The sequence below is a fragment of the Amycolatopsis sp. NPDC004747 genome (genome assembly GCF_053601335.1).
In genome coordinates this window covers 1-17,226 of sequence record NZ_JBSGBQ010000009.1, presented here as the reverse complement: position 1 = coordinate 17,226, position 17,226 = coordinate 1, and the positions used below count along the sequence as shown (strand labels likewise).

Annotated in this window: 16 protein-coding genes; 7 read left to right on the top strand and 9 right to left on the bottom strand. The window is 73.6% G+C overall.

Annotated elements, in window-relative coordinates:
• Positions 1 to 3 precede the first annotated feature (3 nt).
• On the top strand, positions 4 to 3,060 hold the full coding sequence (locus ACWEGE_RS16035; protein WP_449661201.1) for an AfsR/SARP family transcriptional regulator: 3,057 nt from the start codon (positions 4 to 6) through the stop codon (positions 3,058 to 3,060).
• Between the two features lie 12 nt (positions 3,061 to 3,072).
• Here ACWEGE_RS16035 and ACWEGE_RS16030 read toward each other — a convergent pair whose 3' ends face one another.
• Genes ACWEGE_RS16030 through ACWEGE_RS15995 form a run of 8 tightly spaced genes read right to left on the bottom strand, consistent with a single transcriptional unit; the run spans position 3,073 to position 10,291 of the window.
• The gene (locus ACWEGE_RS16030) at positions 3,073 to 4,131 is read right to left on the bottom strand and encodes a hypothetical protein (RefSeq protein WP_449661200.1); all 1,059 of its coding nucleotides are present in this window, start codon (positions 4,129 to 4,131) and stop codon (positions 3,073 to 3,075) included.
• An 11-nt stretch (positions 4,132 to 4,142) separates the two neighbouring features.
• Positions 4,143 to 5,069, bottom strand: coding sequence for a hypothetical protein (locus ACWEGE_RS16025; RefSeq protein ID WP_449661199.1), 927 nt, complete (start codon positions 5,067 to 5,069; stop codon positions 4,143 to 4,145).
• 2 nt (positions 5,070 to 5,071) lie between these two features.
• A complete protein-coding gene (locus tag ACWEGE_RS16020; protein ID WP_449661198.1) occupies positions 5,072 to 6,121 on the bottom strand; it encodes a S66 peptidase family protein in 1,050 nt (349 codons plus the stop codon).
• Positions 6,112 to 7,116, bottom strand: coding sequence for an asparagine synthetase A (locus tag ACWEGE_RS16015; RefSeq protein ID WP_449661197.1), 1,005 nt, complete (start codon positions 7,114 to 7,116; stop codon positions 6,112 to 6,114). The genes ACWEGE_RS16020 and ACWEGE_RS16015 overlap by 10 nt, the downstream gene beginning before the upstream one ends.
• 50 nt (positions 7,117 to 7,166) lie before the next feature.
• Entirely contained in the window at positions 7,167 to 7,943 is a 777-nt protein-coding gene (locus ACWEGE_RS16010) for an ATP-binding protein (RefSeq protein ID WP_449661196.1), read from the bottom strand.
• Entirely contained in the window at positions 7,940 to 8,977 is a 1,038-nt protein-coding gene (locus ACWEGE_RS16005) for a phosphotransferase (RefSeq protein WP_449661195.1), read from the bottom strand. The genes ACWEGE_RS16010 and ACWEGE_RS16005 overlap by 4 nt, the downstream gene beginning before the upstream one ends.
• Positions 8,964 to 9,431, bottom strand: a complete 468-nt coding sequence (locus tag ACWEGE_RS16000; protein ID WP_449661194.1) for an NUDIX domain-containing protein — start codon at positions 9,429 to 9,431, stop codon at positions 8,964 to 8,966. The genes ACWEGE_RS16005 and ACWEGE_RS16000 overlap by 14 nt, the downstream gene beginning before the upstream one ends.
• Positions 9,428 to 10,291 (bottom strand): class I SAM-dependent methyltransferase, encoded by an 864-nt coding sequence (locus ACWEGE_RS15995; protein ID WP_449661193.1) that lies wholly within the window; start codon positions 10,289 to 10,291, stop codon positions 9,428 to 9,430. Before ACWEGE_RS15995 ends, ACWEGE_RS16000 begins: the two co-directional genes overlap by 4 nt.
• 344 nt (positions 10,292 to 10,635) lie before the next feature.
• Between ACWEGE_RS15995 and ACWEGE_RS15990 the strand changes: the two genes are divergently transcribed.
• The 6 genes from ACWEGE_RS15990 to ACWEGE_RS15965 are packed head-to-tail and all read left to right on the top strand — an operon-like array spanning position 10,636 to position 16,119.
• On the top strand, positions 10,636 to 11,826 hold the full coding sequence (locus ACWEGE_RS15990; RefSeq protein WP_449661192.1) for a M16 family metallopeptidase: 1,191 nt from the start codon (positions 10,636 to 10,638) through the stop codon (positions 11,824 to 11,826).
• The gene (locus ACWEGE_RS15985; protein ID WP_449661191.1) at positions 11,823 to 12,530 is read left to right on the top strand and encodes a histidine phosphatase family protein; all 708 of its coding nucleotides are present in this window, start codon (positions 11,823 to 11,825) and stop codon (positions 12,528 to 12,530) included. The genes ACWEGE_RS15990 and ACWEGE_RS15985 overlap by 4 nt, the downstream gene beginning before the upstream one ends.
• Positions 12,527 to 13,591, top strand: a complete 1,065-nt coding sequence (locus ACWEGE_RS15980) for a hypothetical protein (protein WP_449661190.1) — start codon at positions 12,527 to 12,529, stop codon at positions 13,589 to 13,591. Before ACWEGE_RS15985 ends, ACWEGE_RS15980 begins: the two co-directional genes overlap by 4 nt.
• 2 nt (positions 13,592 to 13,593) lie before the next feature.
• Positions 13,594 to 14,538, top strand: a complete 945-nt coding sequence (locus ACWEGE_RS15975) for an ABC transporter ATP-binding protein (protein ID WP_449661189.1) — start codon at positions 13,594 to 13,596, stop codon at positions 14,536 to 14,538.
• Positions 14,539 to 14,543: 5 nt separating this feature from the next.
• Positions 14,544 to 15,320 (top strand): ABC transporter permease, encoded by a 777-nt coding sequence (locus ACWEGE_RS15970; protein ID WP_449661467.1) that lies wholly within the window; start codon positions 14,544 to 14,546, stop codon positions 15,318 to 15,320.
• Complete coding sequence (locus ACWEGE_RS15965; protein ID WP_449661188.1) at positions 15,313 to 16,119, top strand: hypothetical protein; 807 nt, start codon at positions 15,313 to 15,315, stop codon at positions 16,117 to 16,119. Before ACWEGE_RS15970 ends, ACWEGE_RS15965 begins: the two co-directional genes overlap by 8 nt.
• 7 nt (positions 16,120 to 16,126) lie before the next feature.
• Here the strand turns inward: ACWEGE_RS15965 and ACWEGE_RS15960 are convergent, their stop codons facing one another.
• A complete protein-coding gene (locus ACWEGE_RS15960) occupies positions 16,127 to 17,095 on the bottom strand; it encodes a ParB/RepB/Spo0J family partition protein (RefSeq protein WP_449661187.1) in 969 nt (322 codons plus the stop codon).
• Positions 17,096 to 17,226: the final 131 nt, after the last annotated feature.

Genomic DNA, 17,226 nt, shown 5'->3' with positions numbered 1-17,226 from the left:
AGCATGAGCGGGACACCGGGGCACGGCTCGAAGGTCCGCATCAACGTGCTGGGTACCCTCGAGTGCTGGGCCGGTGATCGCCGTATCCACCTCGGCGGGCCGGTGCAGGAACGGGTGCTCGTGAGCCTGCTGCTCGAAGCCGGCCAGGTGCTCAGCGTTTCCCGGCTCGTCGAAGCGGTGTGGGACGAGACGCCCCCGGCGACGGCGACGCACCAGGTGCGGAAGGCGGTCGCCCGCCTGCGTCAGCTGATCCCCGGCGGTCCCGGGCTGATCGTGACCGACGGCCCCGGTTACCGGGCCGTGGTGGCCCCGGGCTGCCTGGACCTCGCCAACTTCTCGGCGGCGCTCGACGAAGCCAGGCAGGCGACGGCCGAGCGCAGCCTCGACGACGCCCTGCGGCACTTGCAATCGGCGTTGGCGCTGCGCCGGGGACCGGTACTCGCCGGTAGCGGCGGTGCGGTCATCCGAGCCGCCGACGTCGCGCTGGAGGAGCGTCACCTCGCCGCGCTCGAGCAGGTGATCGACCTGCGGCTCGCGCGCGGGGAGGCGAGCACGCTCATCGGCGACCTGCGGGAGCACGTCGCCGCGCACCCCTTGCGCGAGGTCCTGCGCGGGCAGCTGATGCTCGCCTTGTTCCGGTCCGGGCGGCAGGCCGAGGCGATCGAAGAGTACGGCCGGGTGCGGAAGCTGCTCGCCGACGAGCTCGGCATCGATCCGGGCGCCCACCTGGCGGAGCTGTACGAGCGGATGCTGCGCAACGCACCGGATCTCGCCGCGCCCGAGCCGGTGGCCGCGGCGGTGGCCCCGAGCCCGCCCGCCGGGCCCGGACCGCGGGACCGCGCTCCCACCTGCACCCTGCCCTACGACCTCGTCGACTTCACCGGACGCCGGGAGGAGCTGGTGGCGCTGCGCCGGTACGTCGACAGCACGGCGGGCGAGGGCACCCGGATCATCGCGATCGACGGCATGGGCGGGGTCGGCAAGACGTCACTGGCGGTGCGGGCGTCCTACCAGCTGGCCGACCGGTTCCCCGACGGCCAGCTCTACATCGATCTCGGTGGCGACGCCTCGAACGAGCACCCGCTGACCACCCAGGCCGTCGCGGAGGCCCTGCTGCGCGTGCTCGGCGTGCCGACCGACCACCTGGCCGACGACGCCGACGCGCGGGCCGCGCTGTGGCGGACGACCGTCGCGAATCGGAAGCTGCTGGTCCTGCTGGACAACACCGCCGACGTGGCGCAGATCCGGCCGCTGTTGCCGCCGAACTCCGACTGCCTGGTGATCATCACGAGCCGGACGCGGCTGATCGATCTCGACGGCGCGTACTGGATGTCGGTGGGCACGATGACCGCCGAGGACGGCGCCGCGATGGCGGACACCGTGCTGAGCAAGCAGCGGACGTCGGCCGAGCCGCAGGCGGTGGCCGCGCTGATCGAACTGTGCGGCCACCTGCCGCTCGCGATGCGGATCGCGCTGAGCAGGCTGGCCAACCGCCCGCGGTGGTCCATCGGGTACCTCGTCGACCGGATGAGCGACGAGTCCCGCCGCCTGGACGAACTCCGGTCCGGCGACCGCGGGGTGGAACTGACCCTCAAGATGTCCTACGAGGGGCTGGGCGCCGGCCAGCGGGCCGTGTTCCGGGTGCTCGGCCTCCACCCGGGTCGTGACATCGATGTCCATTCCGCGGCGGCGCTGCTGGGCACGTCGCCGGACGAAGCCGAGACGATGCTGGAAATGCTGCTGGACATGCACATGGTGCAGCAGCACGAACTCGGCTACTACACCTTCCACGACCTCGTCCGCAGCTTCGTGCAGCAGCTCAACCGGCTCGACGACGACACCGGAACGCGGTCCGGGGAGACCTCGGCGGCGCTGGTGCGGCTGTTCGACTACCTGGGCCGCATCACCGACCACGTCTGCGACACGCTGTTCCCGGGCCGCGTCCCCCTGCCCTTCGAGGCGCCGGAGAGCACCAGCGTGCTGCCGCCGCTGCGCGACGCGGAGGCGGTGCGCACCTGGCTCGTGCGCGAGCAGGCCACGCTGCAGGCGGCCGTCGAGCTGGCCCATTCCCGTGGTCTGGACCGGCACGTCGCGCACCTGGCCCGCAACGTGGTGTTCCAGCTCGACACGTCGGGGCAGTACGCCGAGTTCCTGGAGATGACGAAGCTGGCCGTCGTCTCGTCGCGCCGGCTCGGTCACGGGCCGCTGCTGCGGATCAGCCTGTCCAACCTCGCGGTCGTGCACTGGAAGCTCGGCCGGTTCGACGAGAGCATCAAGGCGGCGTCCGAGGCGCTGGAACTCGCCCGCGAGCTCGGCGACCGGCGCGGCTTCGCCAAGGACACCGGCATGCTGGGCCTGCTGATGACCATGATCGGGCGGTTCGAGGAGGCCCTGCCGCTCCTCCTGGAATCCGCCGCCATCAAAAGCGACGTCGGTGCCGGCCGGGCGGAGGCGGAGTCGCTGGTCAACCTCAGCACGCTGTACGAGCAGTGGGGCCGCTACGCCGAAGCGGCCGACGCCGCGCGGCGGGCCGTCATGCTCAACCGCGAGCTCGGGATCCGGGAACACGAGATGATCGCGCTCATGGACCTGTCGCTGGCGTGCCTCGGCCTCGGCGCGGACGAGGAGGCGAGCGGGCACCTGGCCGCCGCCAGGGAACTCGCCGAGCAGTCCGCCTCGGCCGGGGACATCGCGATGGTCTTCGCCCTGTCGGCCCTCGCCTGCCAGCGGCTCGGGCACCGCGAGCCGGCCACGCGGTTCGCCGAACGCGCCGTCGACCTGGGCCGTACCTACCGGACGCCGGTCCGCCAGGCCGTGGTCAACAACCTGCTCGGCAAGCTCTACCGCGCTCGCGGCGAGCACGCCGCCGCCCTCGCGCTGTACGAGAGCGCTTACTCCGTCGCCTCGGAAATCGGTTATCGCGTCGAGGAAGCCCGCGCCCTCCAGGGCATGGGGCGCGCCTGCGCGGCCCTGGGGGACACCAAAGCGGGCGACGAGTACCTCCGCGAGGCCGGGGACGTGTTCGAAGCACTCGGGGTGCCCGCACGGGCCCGGGACTGACCGGCGGACGGGTCAGCCGGGCAGATCACGGTCGAGGGCGCTGCGGAGGGCCTCGGTCGCCGCGTCCAGGTGCTGCATGTGCTGCGTCAGCCGGTAGCAGGGAACCGTCCGGACGAGCCGGTCGGCGATCGCCGCCCGGCGGGCGGGGCGGGTCCGGGGGTACCACGCGGCCAGGAACGGGTCGTAGGCCGAGGCGGTGGGCTCGGTGTTGGCCGCCAGCGCCTGCCGGGCCTCCTCCCCGGACAGCCGCCGGACCTCCGGCCGCACCGCCGAGGCGTCGAACACCGGGAAGACGACGGCGGAAACGGGACCGGACGGCCGCACCGCCGCACCGGCCAGTTCGGTGAGCTCGCGGACCCGCACCCAGAGGTGCGCCGGGGCGCGCAGCCCCGGTCCGACGGTCACCTGCCGTTCCGGGGTGTGGTGCACCCCCGGGAAGCGGTTGGCGGGGTGGGTGACGTCGGAGAGCAGGCTCCGCAGCTCGGGCCGGCGCCGGGCCAACGCCAGGAGGGAATCGGTCCGCACGTTGACGCTGCGCGGGAAACCCAGGCCGCGCAGCCCGGTGCCGGGGCTGATCACCAGGTCGTCGTTGGACACGAAATCGGCCTCCGCGTGCAGCAGCGCGCTCAAGATGCTGGAGGTCTTGCCCGACCTCTTCCGGCCGGCGAACGCGATACCGCGCCCGCCGGTCACGACGAGCCCGCCGTGCAGGAACAACTCACCGTCGGCGAAGTGCTCCCAGCGCAACAGGTTGCGCACGCACCGCAGAAGCTGCTGCGTCCGCCAGGAGGACGGCTCTCCGCACACCGCGACGGTGCGGCTCGCCTCGTGCGTCCACAGCACCCGGTCGGGCTCGTAGGGCGAGGTATAGACCACCCGGGTCCAGCCCGGGCCACCGGGCGGCGCGGTGCAGGCGAGCACTCTCGCCCGCGCCCGGCCGGCTTCCGGCGGGCCGGCGGTGAAGAACGGCTCCGCCAGCCGGAGGAGCCCGGCGAGGGTGTCCGCGTCGCAGGTGACGTCGACGTGGTGCCGTCCGGTGGTGCCGGACACGGCGTGGGTGGGTGAGGTCACGGGGAGAAGGGTCATCGCGACACGTCTTTCGTGGCGGCACGCGGTAACCGGACCTGGGCCAGGTGCCGGTCGAGGAGGTCGAGCAGCGGAGTGGGCCGGCCCCACGGCCGCACCCCCTGCCACGGCTCCGGAGCGAAACGCTCCGCGTAGGCGAGGACGACGTAGGCGTGGAACGCGGCGTAGCAGTGCAGCAGCCAGCCGGGAGCACCGCACCGGGCGGCGAGGACGGCCTCGCCGTCGGTGCCGGTCCAGTGCAGCAGGGCCTGCCCGTACGCGATCGCGGGGTCGCCGCCCCACAGGACCGGGAGGTTGACGCAGCCGAGTCCGGCGGAGCCGATGACGAAGTTGCGGTTGTTGATGTCGGCGGCCACGAGCAGCGGGCTGGGCGCGGCGGCGTCCAGCAACGGTGCCGCTTCGGTCAGCACGGCCTTCACCGGCGCGTACCGGGCCTCCGCCAGCGCCGGTGCCTTCCGCCGCTGTTCTCCCGCGTAGTCGAGGAGGAACGACGACCACGTCGGCCAGGGTGCGCGCAGGTCTCCCGACAGCTTCCCGAAACCGGTCACCGGGATCCCGGCCACGGCGTCGAGCAGGTCGGCGAGCTGAGCGGCCCACCCGGCGGCCGGTCCGCCCCCGTCGAGCACGTCGGCGAGCAACCGGCCGTCCAGGTGCTCGGTCAGCACGTAGTGGGTGCCGTCGGGATTCCGCCGCCTGGCCAGGATGGGGCGGATCCGGCGGTTCCCCCGTGCGGCGAGCAGCCGCCGCACGGTTTCCTCGGCTTCGATCCGGCTGGAGCGGTCGGTCAGGTGCTTGACGGCGAACCGGCGACCGCGCCGGTCCCGCACCCGCCACACCTGGCTGTTGGACTCGGAGATCAGCTCCGGCTCGGAGACCGGGCCGAGGTGCCCGGAGATCCAGGTCGCGAGTTCGGTCGGCAGCACGGTCAGCTCCTCCGGTCCCGGGCGGGTGGCACGCAGAGCCCCGGCCGGCCGCGGGCGGGAGCGCGCACCTCGGCCACCACCCCGATCGGCAGGGTCAGCACCGGATCGGTGTGCCCGAACTCGCAGCCGGCCACGACCGGTCCCGCGCACCGCCGGACGAGTGGCGCCAGCAGGTGCCGGCTCCGCCCGGCCGGCCAGTCACCCCGGTGCTCCTGGGCGAAGCGGCCGAACACCAGGGCCGCGGCGCCGTCGAGCAGACCGCTGTCGGCCAGCACCGCCACCGCGGCCCGCAGTTCGGCCGCCGAAGCCGAGTCGGATTCTTCCAGGCAGACCACGTGGCCGTCCCAGCGGATCCCCGCGTGCAGGCCGGCCCGCAGGTCGTCGGCGAGCGTGGCGATGTTGGCCGCGACCAGGGGTCCGGCGGCGCGGCCGGTGACCCACACCCGGCGAGGGGCCGGGCCGGCGGCGACGCGCGGCCGGTCGTCCTGGCTGTCCCAGAACAAGGTCTCCACGACGACGCGGTCGGTCGAGGGCAGTGGACCGCCCGCGCCGGACAGCTGCTGCCACAGGGCTTCCCAGGTGAAGCCGGCCACTCCCCCGTGCTCGCCGAACTGCGGCAGCGCCGCCGGTCCGTAGAAGGTGGTCCAGCCGAGTTCGTGGTAGAGCCACAGCAGCAAGGACGTGGTGTCGCTGTAGCCGACCACCGCGGTGGGCGCCGCCGCGAGCACGCCGCGGTCGAGGTGCGGCAGGATGTCCCGGGTGCCGAAACCGCCGACGGCCGAGAGCACCACCCGCACCGCCGGGTCCAGCACCGCGGCGGTCAGCCGCTCCGCCCGGACCCGCGCCGGCCCGGCCGTGGTCCCGGTGTCCAGCAGGGCGGTCGGGTCGATCCGCGGGGACAACCCCCGCCGGCTCAGCTCGCGTTCCGCACGGGCGAGGCGGCGCGGGCAGCGAGCCGCCAGCGGGCCGGCCAGCGAAAGCACCGCGACCTCGTCTCCGAAGCGGGTCACCGGCGGGCGCACGACCGCGCCCGCCGCGCCGGTCACATCCACGTGGGCACGCCCTTGAGCCGCGGCATGAGGTGCAGGTCGCGGATGTCGTGGTGGCGCAGCACCCAGGCGAGGAACCGCTCGAGGCCGAGACCGAAGCCGGCGGTGCGCAACGGGGCCAGCTCCTTCATCTTCAGGTACCAGTCGTACTCGGCGGGGTCCACCCCGTGCCCGGTCAGCGCGCGCTCGGTCGCCGGGCGGGTCGCGTGCCGCTCCCCGCAGCCGGCGACCTCGCCGAGCCCCAGGAGCAGGTCGGCGCACAACGCCGTGCCGTCGCCCGCGCTGCCCTGGTAGAACGGCACCGAGTTCTCCGGCATCCGGGTCAGCCACACCACGCCGCCGAACCGGTCGATCAGCTGCTGCTCGCCCTGCCGGGTGATGACCCGCACGCCGGAGCCGCGGTCCACCACGCACTCCGGGTCGACCAGCGTGCACGCTTGCGCGAAGGTCACCTCTGGGAACCGCGGGCGGCCCGCGATGTCGAGGACGTGGTCCAGTCCGCCGGCGATCCGCTCGATCTCCGCCGCGACCGGGGACTCGGCGAACCGGCGGCACAGCGCCGTGACGTAGCCCTCGACGAGCCGCATGACGTCGTCCAGGCCACCGGTGATCTCGGCCTCGGAGTGGAAGAACTGGTTGAGGTGGCTGCTGTCCGGGTCCTCGCCGCGGAACGTCGGCATGATGTAGTAGGCGCCGGGCAGGTCCATCCGGAGCATGAACTCCAGCTGGAACTGCATGGAGTCGGCCAGGTAGGTCGGGGTGCCGAACAGCTCGACCCGCACCGGCAGGCTGTCGCTGCCCAGGCCCATGGGGCTGGACACCGAGTTGACGGTGACCGGCATCAGCACGGGGGAAACGTCGCGTTCCCGGTAGAAGTCCGCGGTCGCGCGCACGATTTCGGCGTTGAGCCGGGTGATCGTCCGGAACCAGGAACTGCCCAGCGTGCTCTCCAGGCCGGGTTCGGTGCGGGCGGGGGCCGGGCGGGTGGCGATGTCCATGACGGTGGGGCCTTTCTCGAAGGTCTCGAAGGTCGGCGGGGTGCCGCGGGTCAGGGCACTGGGCAGCGGGCGGTGTCCAGGGTGTCGAGCAGTTCGGCGAACGCGGTCGCGGCGGTGGCGTCGGCACCGGCGGCAGGCCGGGCACCGGGCTCGGGCCCGGCGGCCAGCGCGGGGGCGAAGGGCAGCTGGATCAGGCGGGTGGCCGCGTCACCGGTCTCCGACGGCAGCGTGCCGGCCGGCCCGGAGGCGGCGAAGGGTTCGGTACGGGCCCCGCAGCACGGGCACGGGTAGTAGGCCATGTTCTCGACCACGGCCGGAACGGCGATACCCAGGCGGCGGAGCATGGCGATGCACCGGTACGTGTCCTCGACGGCCATCGCCTGCGGGGTGGTCACGACGACCGCGGCGGCCACGTCGAGCAGGTCGGCGAGCGCCAGGTGGATCTCGCCGGTCCCCGGCGGGGTGTCGATCACCAGCGTCTCGACGTCTCCCCAGTCGACGTCCCGCACCATCTGCCGCAACGCGCCGCGCAGCAGCGGTCCCTTCCAGGCGAGCGCTCGCGAGGAGTCCGCCAGCAGCCCGGTGGACATGAGGCGGACGCCCCCGCGCACCACGGGCCGGATGCGCCCGTCGCGGACGGCAGGCCGCTCCCGGACGTCGAACAGCACCGGCAGGCTCGGGCCTTGCAGGTCCGCGTCGAGCAGCCCGGTGCGGCAACCGCGGGCGGTCAGCCCGGTGGCCAGCCGGGCGGCCACGGTGGACTTGCCGACGCCGCCTTTTCCGCCGCACACCAGGACGATCCGGACCGAGGGCAGGTAGGTCTTCACCGGACCTCCCCGAGCCGGGTGCGCCCGACGAGCGACCGGAAGGTCCGCCGCCACCGGTCCACCGCGTCCGGGCCGAAGTCGTGCCGCAGCAGTCCCAGGCAGATCAGCTCGGTCCACACCGCCCCGAGCGCGAACGGCAGGCACTCCCGTTCGCGGTCCGACAACGGCGCCACTTCTTCGTAGGCCACGAGGAAATCCGTCACCGCCGCCCAGTCGACCGTCGCCGGCTGCCGGGCGGCGAAGTTCGTCGAGTCCTCGGCGTAGCGCAGGACGCACAGGGTCAGCACCGCTTCGGCGACGTCGTGCAGCCGCGACTGGACGTCGCAGTTGTCGAAGTCCACCACCGCGCTCACCCGGTGATCGGCGGTGAACAGCAGGTTCCACGGGTTGAAGTCCCCGTGCACGGCCGTGGCGGGGAGCTCGCCGAAGCCGGCGTCCCTGGCCCGGCGCTCCAGCGGCAGCAGCAGCTCCTCGAACGCCGAGGCCGCCTCCGCCGCGCCCGGAACCACCTTGCGCAGGAGGGTGACGTGGTCGGCCGCCAGGGTGAAGACGTCCTCGGCGGAGACGGCGTCCACGGCGACCGGGCTGCGGTGCAGCCGCGCGAGGACCTGCGCCGCCGCCCGGCGCTGGGCCCGGTCACCCCGGTACCGCAGGCCGGGTACGTAGTCGAACAGGACGAACGACTCGCCGCGGAAGGAGGTCCACAGGTCGCCGTCGACGGTGGGCACCAGCCGCGGCACCGGCAGGCCGGCCCGGCGCAGCCCCTCCTGCAGCCGCGTCGCCATGGCGATCCGCGCGGGATCGTCGCAGTACCACGGGATCTGCTTGAGGAAGTACTTCCGGGCGCCGGTTTCCAGCACCGCCTTCTTGCTCGTCTCCGACCGCACGTCGAGCAGCGTGCAGCGATCCCCGTCGAGCAGGATCGGCAGGAAGCAGTCGACGCCGGGCAGCCCGTAGCGGTCCGCGACCAGGCCCAGCACCCGGTCGTCGAGGTTGAGGAAGTCCTTGAAGACCGGTTTCTCACGGACCGGCATGGGCTGCTCCTCCCACCGACAGCCGGATCCGCTCCGACCGGGCCAGGTAGTCCTTCGTCCACGCGGGAGCGCCGGACTCCGCGATCTGCGCGGCGGTCAGCCACGTGAACCCGGCGACCTCGCGGGTGTCCCGGACGACCGGCTCGGCCTCGGGAGCGGGCGCGCAGAACACGACGTTCACGACACTGGTGCCGTCCCCGAGGCGGAAGTGCGCACTCGTGACGTAGTGGAAGGCACCGCCGGGTGCCAGCCCGACCTCCTCCGCGACTTCGCGGCGCAGCGCGTTCTCGAGCACGGCGCCGGGCGCTTCGGCGTGCTCGACCTTGCCGCCGACCAGGGCCAGCTCGCCAGCCGCGTGGCGCTCGCCGCCGCCGCGGCGGATCAGCAGCCACCGGTCACCGCGCCACAACGCGGCCTCCACGTTGCAGATGTGCAGCGGACCCGCGGTGGTCACGACGGGCTCCGCCGCCCGGCGACGAGGATGTTGTTGCCCCGCGCGGCCACGTCGGGGGCCTTCGCCAGCTGCTTCTCGATCGCCAGCACGTCGGCGAAGACCGCCGGATCCCCGAGCAGGTCGACGACCGCCGGGCTGGACCCGTCGAGCTGGGTCTCCTGCCGGGCCGGGTACACCGCGCAGGGGAAGCCGGTGAGCAGGTCCACCCGGCAGCCGGCCCCCGCGTACAGCGAGGTGAGCTCGTCCGGGGTGAACAACCGCAGGGGCGGCATGTCGTCGGTGAAGGTGGAGACGCCGGTCTCGGCGGCCCGGCGCGCGGCGTCCAGCCGGCCGGTCGCGAGGTTGAAGTAGACACCGTGGTACCGGTTCGGGGCGAGCGTCACGAGCACGCCGTCCTCGGTCAGCAGGCCGGCCAGCGCGGTCAGCACCGCGGCGGGATCGGGCACGAAACCGATCACGTTGTGGAAGTTCCAGATCACGTCGAACCGGCGGTCCCGGACGTCCGCGGGCAGGTCGCCGAGGTCACCGTGGACCAGTTCCAGGCGCCCGGCCCGGTTGCCGGTCCGTTTGGCCGCGGCCACCGCGAGCATGTCCGGGGACAGATCGACCAGGACCCCGCGGGCCTGCGGGTAGGCGTCCAGCACGCGCTGGGTCCACCGCCCGGTTCCCCCGCCGGCGTCGAGGAACGTGAAGTCCGGCGGCAGCTGGTCCAGGAAGCTGCCGGTGAGCGTGTCCCACAGCAGCTCGTCCGACAGCCGCCAGTAGACCTGCCGGTCGACTTCGTCGTACCGGCCTGCTTTGCGGTGGAAGTAGGAGACGATATCCGCCGCACTCGATTCGGAAACTATTTCGACCGACAAAGCGACCCCAATCTCGAATGCACCTTCTGATGCTTCGATCTTCAATCGACGCGGTTCTTCAGTCAAGTGATCGACCAGCCGGAAGAATCGAAGTTGAACACTTGATCCCGCTCCGGGAACGCGGATACGTTTCTCGGCGTCGGAAACGACAACACATTCGATTCCCCGAAGGGAGGTCCACCATGACCCGCAACCACTCGACCGGTCTCCGGCCGCGCATCACCAAGCTCGTCGTGAAGAAGGCCAACTAAGCGTGACCCGGGGCGGATTTGCGTTGCGGACCCCGTTCGCCGCGCAAATCCGCCCTCGCCGCGCCGGACGACCCGGCTGGAGGACTGATTCCCTTGTCGAACACATCGGAAGACGCGGACGGCGTGTTCGTGGCACGGCACCGCCCGTGGCTGCAGACCACCACCCTCTGCGTGGCGCTGGCCCGGGGCAGCCGGGACGACCGCCCCGGCCGGGCCGGCGCGGCCCACCTGTTCGAGCACCTCGTGATGTCCGCGCGGGGCAGCGGAAGCGCGCTGACCGACCTCGTCGAGGAGCGCGGGGGCACGGCCAACGCCAGCTCCGGCAATGAAATGACGCTCTACTACGCCCGGGTCGCCGACGAAGACGCCCCGCGGGTCGCCGCGGCGCTCTGGCGGGCGGTCGAGTCGCCGGAGATCACCGAGGCCGACCTCGCCCGGGAGAAGAACGTCGTCGCCCAGGAGATCGCCACCGCCCGCGCGGACGCCGCCGACGTCGTCCAGGACGCGTTCCTGGCCGACCTGTTCGGCAGCCACCCGCTGGGCAGGCCGGTGGCAGGCGACCCCGGCGAGGTGGCGCGGTTCACCCTGGCCGACGCCGAAGCCGAGCGGGAGCGCGGCCTGCCGCCCCACCGCGTCGTCGTGGTCGGCGGCGCCGACCCCGGCCGGATCCGCGCCGCGCTCCCCGAGCACGCTCTGCTCGCCCGGGACGTGCGCCGTCCCGGCGGCCCACCGGAAGAGGCCCCGCCCGGCCCCGCGGCGGTGCCGCCGTCGGACGGGGAGTTCGCCTGGGTGGCCGTCGGCGGGCGGGCCGTGCCGGCGGGGGATCCCGGGCGGAGCGCCTACACCGTGCTGGGTCACCTGCTCGGCTCCAGCCCGGCTTCTTCCCTCTACCGCGAGCTGCGCGACGCGGCGGGGCTCGCCTACACCTTCCAAGCCTGGCCGTCGCACTACAGCGACGCCGGTGCCTGGCGGGTGCTGATGGGCGTCGAGTCCGGCAACGTTGCGAAGGCCGTCGCCGTCGTCGAGGGGCTGCTGCACCGCATCGCCGAGACCGGGCCGAGCGCGCGGGAACACGGCATCGCCGTGCGGCAGGCGGTCGGCCAGTGCCGGCGCGACGCCGAAGACCCTTGGCAGCTCACCATCGACCTGGCGCTGCACGGCGGCCTCGACCGCGCCTGGACCCCGGAGTCCGAACAGGAGGCGCTGCGTCAGGTCACCCCCGATCAGGTGCGCGCCGCCGCGGCCCGGGTGGCGGACACGCTGAAAGTGACGGTGCGGACGTGACGACGGACTCTGCCGCTTCCCTCGCGGCCGGGCGCCCGGCTCCCGGCGCGCAGCCCCCGGCGGCCACGGACCGGCTCACCGAGATCTGCCTGGTCCGGCACGGGGCCTACGACGACACCGACCGCGGGCACGCACCCGACGGCCGGTGGGATCCCCCGCTGTCCGGGCCGGGACGAGCGCAGGCCGACGCCGTCGGCACCCGCCTCGCCGCGTTCGACTGGGACCACCTCGTCTGCTCGCACCTGCGCCGGGCCGTCGCCACCGCCGAGCGGATCGGAGCCGCCTGCGGCCTGCCTCCCGAACCGGACCGGGCCTGGGCGGAATTCCACCGGGGAGCACTGGAGGACGCCGTCCCGGGCCGCCACCCGGAGCACGAACGCCGGTGGCGGGACGGCGCCTGGCAGGGGTGGCCCGGCGGCGAACGCCGCCGGGACTTCCGCGCCCGCGTCCTCGGCGCGCTGCGCCGGTGCCCGGACGGCGCCCGGACCATCGTGGTCACGCACGGCGGAGTCATCAACGAAGTCCTGTGCGCGCTCCTCGGCAGCCCCGCCCGGACGCTGTTCCGCCTCGACCTGACCGGGGTGACCCGGCTCGGCTTCGCCGGCGGGCACTGGGTCGTCGGCTGCGTGAACGACACCTGGCACCTCGAGGACTCGCTGTCGATGCCCCTGACCGTCTTCTCGTCGAAAGGTGCACTCCGATGATCGGCCTCACCCAGCTGTACGCCGCGGCACACGTGGACCCCGACGAACCCGTGCGGCGGCTGGCCCGTGCACTGGGCGGGCAGCTGGCTCCGCTCGTGTTCAGCGCGGCCGCGGCCGAAGGGCACCCGGTCGGCGCCCAGACCGCGCTGGTGCTGAAGCGGGCCCGGGCCCGGGCCCGCCGCTACGCCGAGGTGCTCGCCCTGGTGCGCGCCGTCGCCGACCCCACCGTCCTGAAAGGACCGGCCCTCGCCCGGCGCTACCCCGGCCCCCTCCAGCGGCCGGTCGGCGACCTCGACCTCGTGGTCGCCTCGGAGGAGCAGGTCTGGGCCGCGGCGCAGCGCCTGATCGACGCCTACCGGGCCGTTCCCTCGGTGTTCACGCTGATCCGGCACGACGGCGGGCACCACTGCCTGCTCGGGCTCGACTGGCCCTCCGACGATCCGCTCAGCGAGTCCGACTTCGAGGTGGAGATCAGCACCTTCGCCTTTGCCGGCGACCAGGCGGCCATCCCGGTTCGCCCCGGGTTCCCGCCGTCGGAGGCGCTGACGCAGCTGTTCGCCGTCGTCGAAGAGCGGTGCCAGGGACCGTTTTCGGTGAAGCACGTGATCGACTGCGCGGTGCTGCTGGCCACCGAACCCGGCCTGCTGGACGGACCGGCGGCGGAGGCCGCGGTCACCGACTTCCGCATCGCTCCCGAACTGCTCGAGCTGGTCACCCTCGCCACCGGCCTGACCGGCGGCCGGGTGCCCGGCGGGCTCCCCGCCCTGGCCGAGGCCGAACGCGCCCGCCGCCGTCGCGCGGGCTGCCCGGAGGGTCCGGCGCTGGCGGGCGGGCGGTGGTCGAGCGCCGACAACGTCCGCTTCGGCCTGCTGCTGGACGCCTTCGCCGGCCCGGGCACCACCTGGCGCGCCGGGCCGCCCGTGCCCGGCGGCGAGCTGGTCCACACCCCGGTCGGGGACTACCTCATGCTGGCCGGTCCCCAGGCCGACGCCGCGGACGTGGACCACGCCCTGCGGGTCAGCAGGCGCCTGCGGACCACCGCGCCCGTGCCGGGAGCCTGACGATGGCGGCCATCGAAGTGACCGCGCTGCGGCGGGAGTTCGCCCGGCGCCGCCGTCCCGCGCACGTGGCGCTCGACGGGATCGACCTCCGCGTGGAACGCGGCGAGGTCTTCGGCCTGCTCGGCCCGAACGGCGCCGGGAAGACCACCCTGTCCCGGATCTTGAGCACGCTCCTGCTGCCCACCTCCGGCACGGTCCGCGTCGCCGGGCACGACGCGGTCACCGAACCCCGCGCGGTGCGGTCGAGCGTCGGCCTGGTCCTCGGCGGCGAACGCGGCCTCTACGGACGGCTTTCCACCCGCCGGAACTGGGAGTACTGGGCGGCGATGTGCCGGGTCCCGCACCGCGCCGCGCGGGCCCGCATCGCCTGGCTGCTGTCCGATCTGGGCCTCGAAAGCCGCGCCGACGAACCGGTCGAAACGTTCTCTCGCGGGATGCTCCAGCGGGTCCACCTGGGCCGCGCGCTCGTGGCCGATCCGCCCGTGCTCATCCTCGACGAGCCGACCAGCGGCATGGATCCCAACGCCGCCATCGGGTTCCGCCGCCGGGTCGAGAACCTGCAGGCGGCGGGCAAGACCATCCTGATGGCCACCCACGACCTGGCCGAGGCCGAGCAGCTGTGCACCCGCGTCGCCTTCCTCGACCGGGGCCGCATCCTGGCCACCGACGACCCGGCACGGCTCGGGCTCGCGCTCGACGGCATGCAGACGATCAGCGCGACCCACGTGGCCCCGCCCGCGATCCGGCGGCTCGACGCGCTGCCCGGGGTCCGCGAGTGCACGGCGGACGGCAGCGGCAAGGTCGTGGTCGGGGTGTCCCGCCGAGAGGACGTCGCCCCGGTGCTCGCGGTGCTCGCCGAAGCGCACGCGCGGGAGATCCGCACGTCCGGCCCCGGGCTGCTCGAGGTCTACCGGACGCTCATCGCGGACCGGGAGTTCTCGCTGTGAACGCGATGACCGCGACGGCCGGGGTCGCCGTCCGCTCGGTGGGCATGCAGATCCGGCTGACGCTGCGTCGCGCCGGCTCGCTCGCTCCGCTGCTGGTCAACCCGCTCTACGTCGTGGTGTTCTTCGGAGCCGTCGCGGCCCACCGGCCCTCCGCCGAGCTGCTGACGTCGCTGGGCCTCACCGCCTTCGTGATGGCCGCGTGGGGGCACGCGGTCTTCACCGCCTCGCACGTCATCGACGAGGAACGGCTCAGCGGCACGCTGGAGGTCAACCTGACCGCTCCGGCGGGGTACCTGACCTCGCTGGTCGTCCGGATCGTCACGGTCACCGCGCTCGCCGCGCCGGTGATCGCCGAGGTCGCGGTGGCCGGCGTCCTGACCCACGGGACGGGCCTGGTCATCCGGCTCCCCTTCCAGTTCTTCGTGGCGGTGCTCACCTGCCTGGCCGCGTGCGCGGCCGGAGCACTGCTGCTGGGTGGCCTGCTGATGCTGGTGCGCGGGGCCCGGACCCTGCAGAACGCGCTCACCTACCCGTTCTACCTGCTGGCCGGCCTGGTCCTGCCGCACTCCTCGCTGCCCGGCGGGTTCCGGCAGCTTTCCGACGTCTTCTTCCTGACCTGGGCCGTGGACGGCCTGCGGGCCGCGGCCGCGGGCAGCGCCGGTGGCTGGCGGGACCTGGGCTTCGCGGCGGTGTCGGCCCTGGTGTCCGGCGCGGCCGGCGCCCTGCTGCTGCGGCGCGTCCTGCTCCGCCTCCGCCGCGGGGAGGTGCGGTTCCATGGCTGACCTGATGCGCTGCCGGCTCCGGATCGTCCGGCTCGGCCTGCTCAGCAGCTTCGAGGACTACCGCCGCATGTTCACCTGGAAATCCTGGTCACTGGGCTGGCTTTCCCGGCTGGTGGCGCAGGTGCTGTTCTTCGCGATGCTCGGCCGGCTCGTGGGCACGGCCGCCGACGAGCGCTACGCGGCGATCGGCAACGCGCTCGTGCTGGCGCCGCTGGGCTGCCTCGGCGTGGTCGCCTCGACCTCGCTGGAGCGCCGGCTCGGCACGCTGCAGCTGCTGCTCCTGTCGCCGACGGATCCGCTCCTGGTGCTCGTGTCCCGGGGCCTGTACTGGGTTTTCGACGGGCTGCTGACGTCGCTGGTCACCCTGGGCCTGGTTTCGGCGCTGCTCGGCCTCGGCGTGGAGCACGGCGCTCTCCCGCTGGTCGTCGGCGGGCAGGTGGTCCTCACCCTGTCCACCTACGCCATGGCACTGGCGGTCTCGGGGCTGAGCATCCGGTGGCCCGAAGCGCGCACGTTCCTCACCAGCACGCTGACGATCGTGCTGCTGGCCGGCACCGGCGTGAACACCGCGGTGCCGCAAAACCCCGTGTGGCGTTTCCCGCTGCACCTGATGCCGGTGAGCAACGGGCTGCCCGCGGTCCGCGCGGCCGTGGCCGGCACTCCCCTGCCGGGGCCCTTCCTGGCCCACCTCGGCCTCGAGTGCCTGGTCGGCTTCGGCTGGCTTGCGGTGGCCCACTTCGCCCTGGTCGGCTCCATCCGGCACCAGGTCCGCACCGGCCGGCTCACCGCCGCGACGTGAAGCCGCCTCAGCGCCGCCGCAGTTCCTCGGCGACGGCGTGCCACCTCCGCGCGTGTGCCGCGGCCACCGCCGCGACCGCCTCCGCGCAGTGCGGGGGGACGCTGTCCAGCAAGGCCGGCAGGTCGGCCGGGAAAGCGGCGTGCGCGGTCAGCCACCGCACCAGCTCGCGGCCCCGCTCGCTGAACCGCAAGGCGGGATCCTTGCCGAGGGTCTGCAGCGCCGCCGACGGATCCGGCGGCCCGACCGGTGCCGTCGGAACCGCTTTTCCCGCCGCCGGGCCGGTTCGCCCGCGCAATTTGGGCGGCAGCGGGTTTTCTCCGCGTTGCACCCTGGCGCGCACATCGCGGGCCGTCCCGATCGCGACTCCGGCCTCCCGGGCGATTTCCCGCAACGACGCATCCGGCCGGGCCTGGAGGCACTCGTACGCACGCCGCCGCCCGGCGGCGGCGTCCAATGGACGGATCCGGCCGTCCCGCCCGATCCGTTCGTGCGATTGGGAATTTCCGGCAGTTGAACGCGAACGGAGAAGTCCCACCGTTCTGGCCGACAGACCGGCAGCGGCGGCGATCGCGCGATCGGACAACTGCGGCCGCAACGCGAGAATGCGCACGGCGGCGGCTTCACGCTCGGCGAGAGAAAGCGGCAACCCATGGGTGACATTGGCCTCGACCCCGGCGATGAACGCGTCGGTTTCGGATCCGTCGAAAAAGCACACTTCGATTTCCCGCCGTCCGCGCAGCACCGCCGCGCGCAGCCGGTGCATGCCGTCGATCACCCGGTTGCTCCGGCGGTGCACGACGATCGGCGGCAGGGGCGCGTCCGTGCCGGCGAGCGCGCGGACGTGCGCCATGTCGACACCGCCCGATCGCGGCGAACCGCTCACCTTCAGAGCGGAGATCGGCACGATCTCGACGCGGCGGAGGTCGGGCCCCCGCCGGTGCCCGGCCGGCTCCGGGCGCAGCGCTTCCGCGGTCAATCCTCGTCTCCTTCGCTTCGTCCTGCCGCGGCTGGTCGTGAGTGGTAAGGCGGGTTCCGAAACCCGGCCGATCGTGGTGGGCGTGGATGGCTCGGCGTCGGCCACCGAGGCCGTGCGGTGACCCGCCGCGC

Bases quoted from the DNA above. Each gene is read 5' to 3' on its own strand.
- ACWEGE_RS15975 (WP_449661189.1), top strand. From the start codon at position 13,594: ATGGCGGCCATCGAAGTGACCGCGCTGCGGCGGGAGTTCGCCCGGCGC.
- ACWEGE_RS15980 (WP_449661190.1), top strand. From the start codon at position 12,527: ATGATCGGCCTCACCCAGCTGTACGCCGCGGCACACGTGGACCCCGAC.
- ACWEGE_RS15970 (WP_449661467.1), top strand. From the start codon at position 14,544: ATGACCGCGACGGCCGGGGTCGCCGTCCGCTCGGTGGGCATGCAGATC.
- ACWEGE_RS16015 (WP_449661197.1), bottom strand. From the start codon at position 7,116: ATGGACATCGCCACCCGCCCGGCCCCCGCCCGCACCGAACCCGGCCTG.
- ACWEGE_RS15965 (WP_449661188.1), top strand. From the start codon at position 15,313: ATGGCTGACCTGATGCGCTGCCGGCTCCGGATCGTCCGGCTCGGCCTG.
- ACWEGE_RS16035 (WP_449661201.1), top strand. From the start codon at position 4: ATGAGCGGGACACCGGGGCACGGCTCGAAGGTCCGCATCAACGTGCTG.
- ACWEGE_RS16005 (WP_449661195.1), bottom strand. From the start codon at position 8,977: ATGCCGGTCCGTGAGAAACCGGTCTTCAAGGACTTCCTCAACCTCGAC.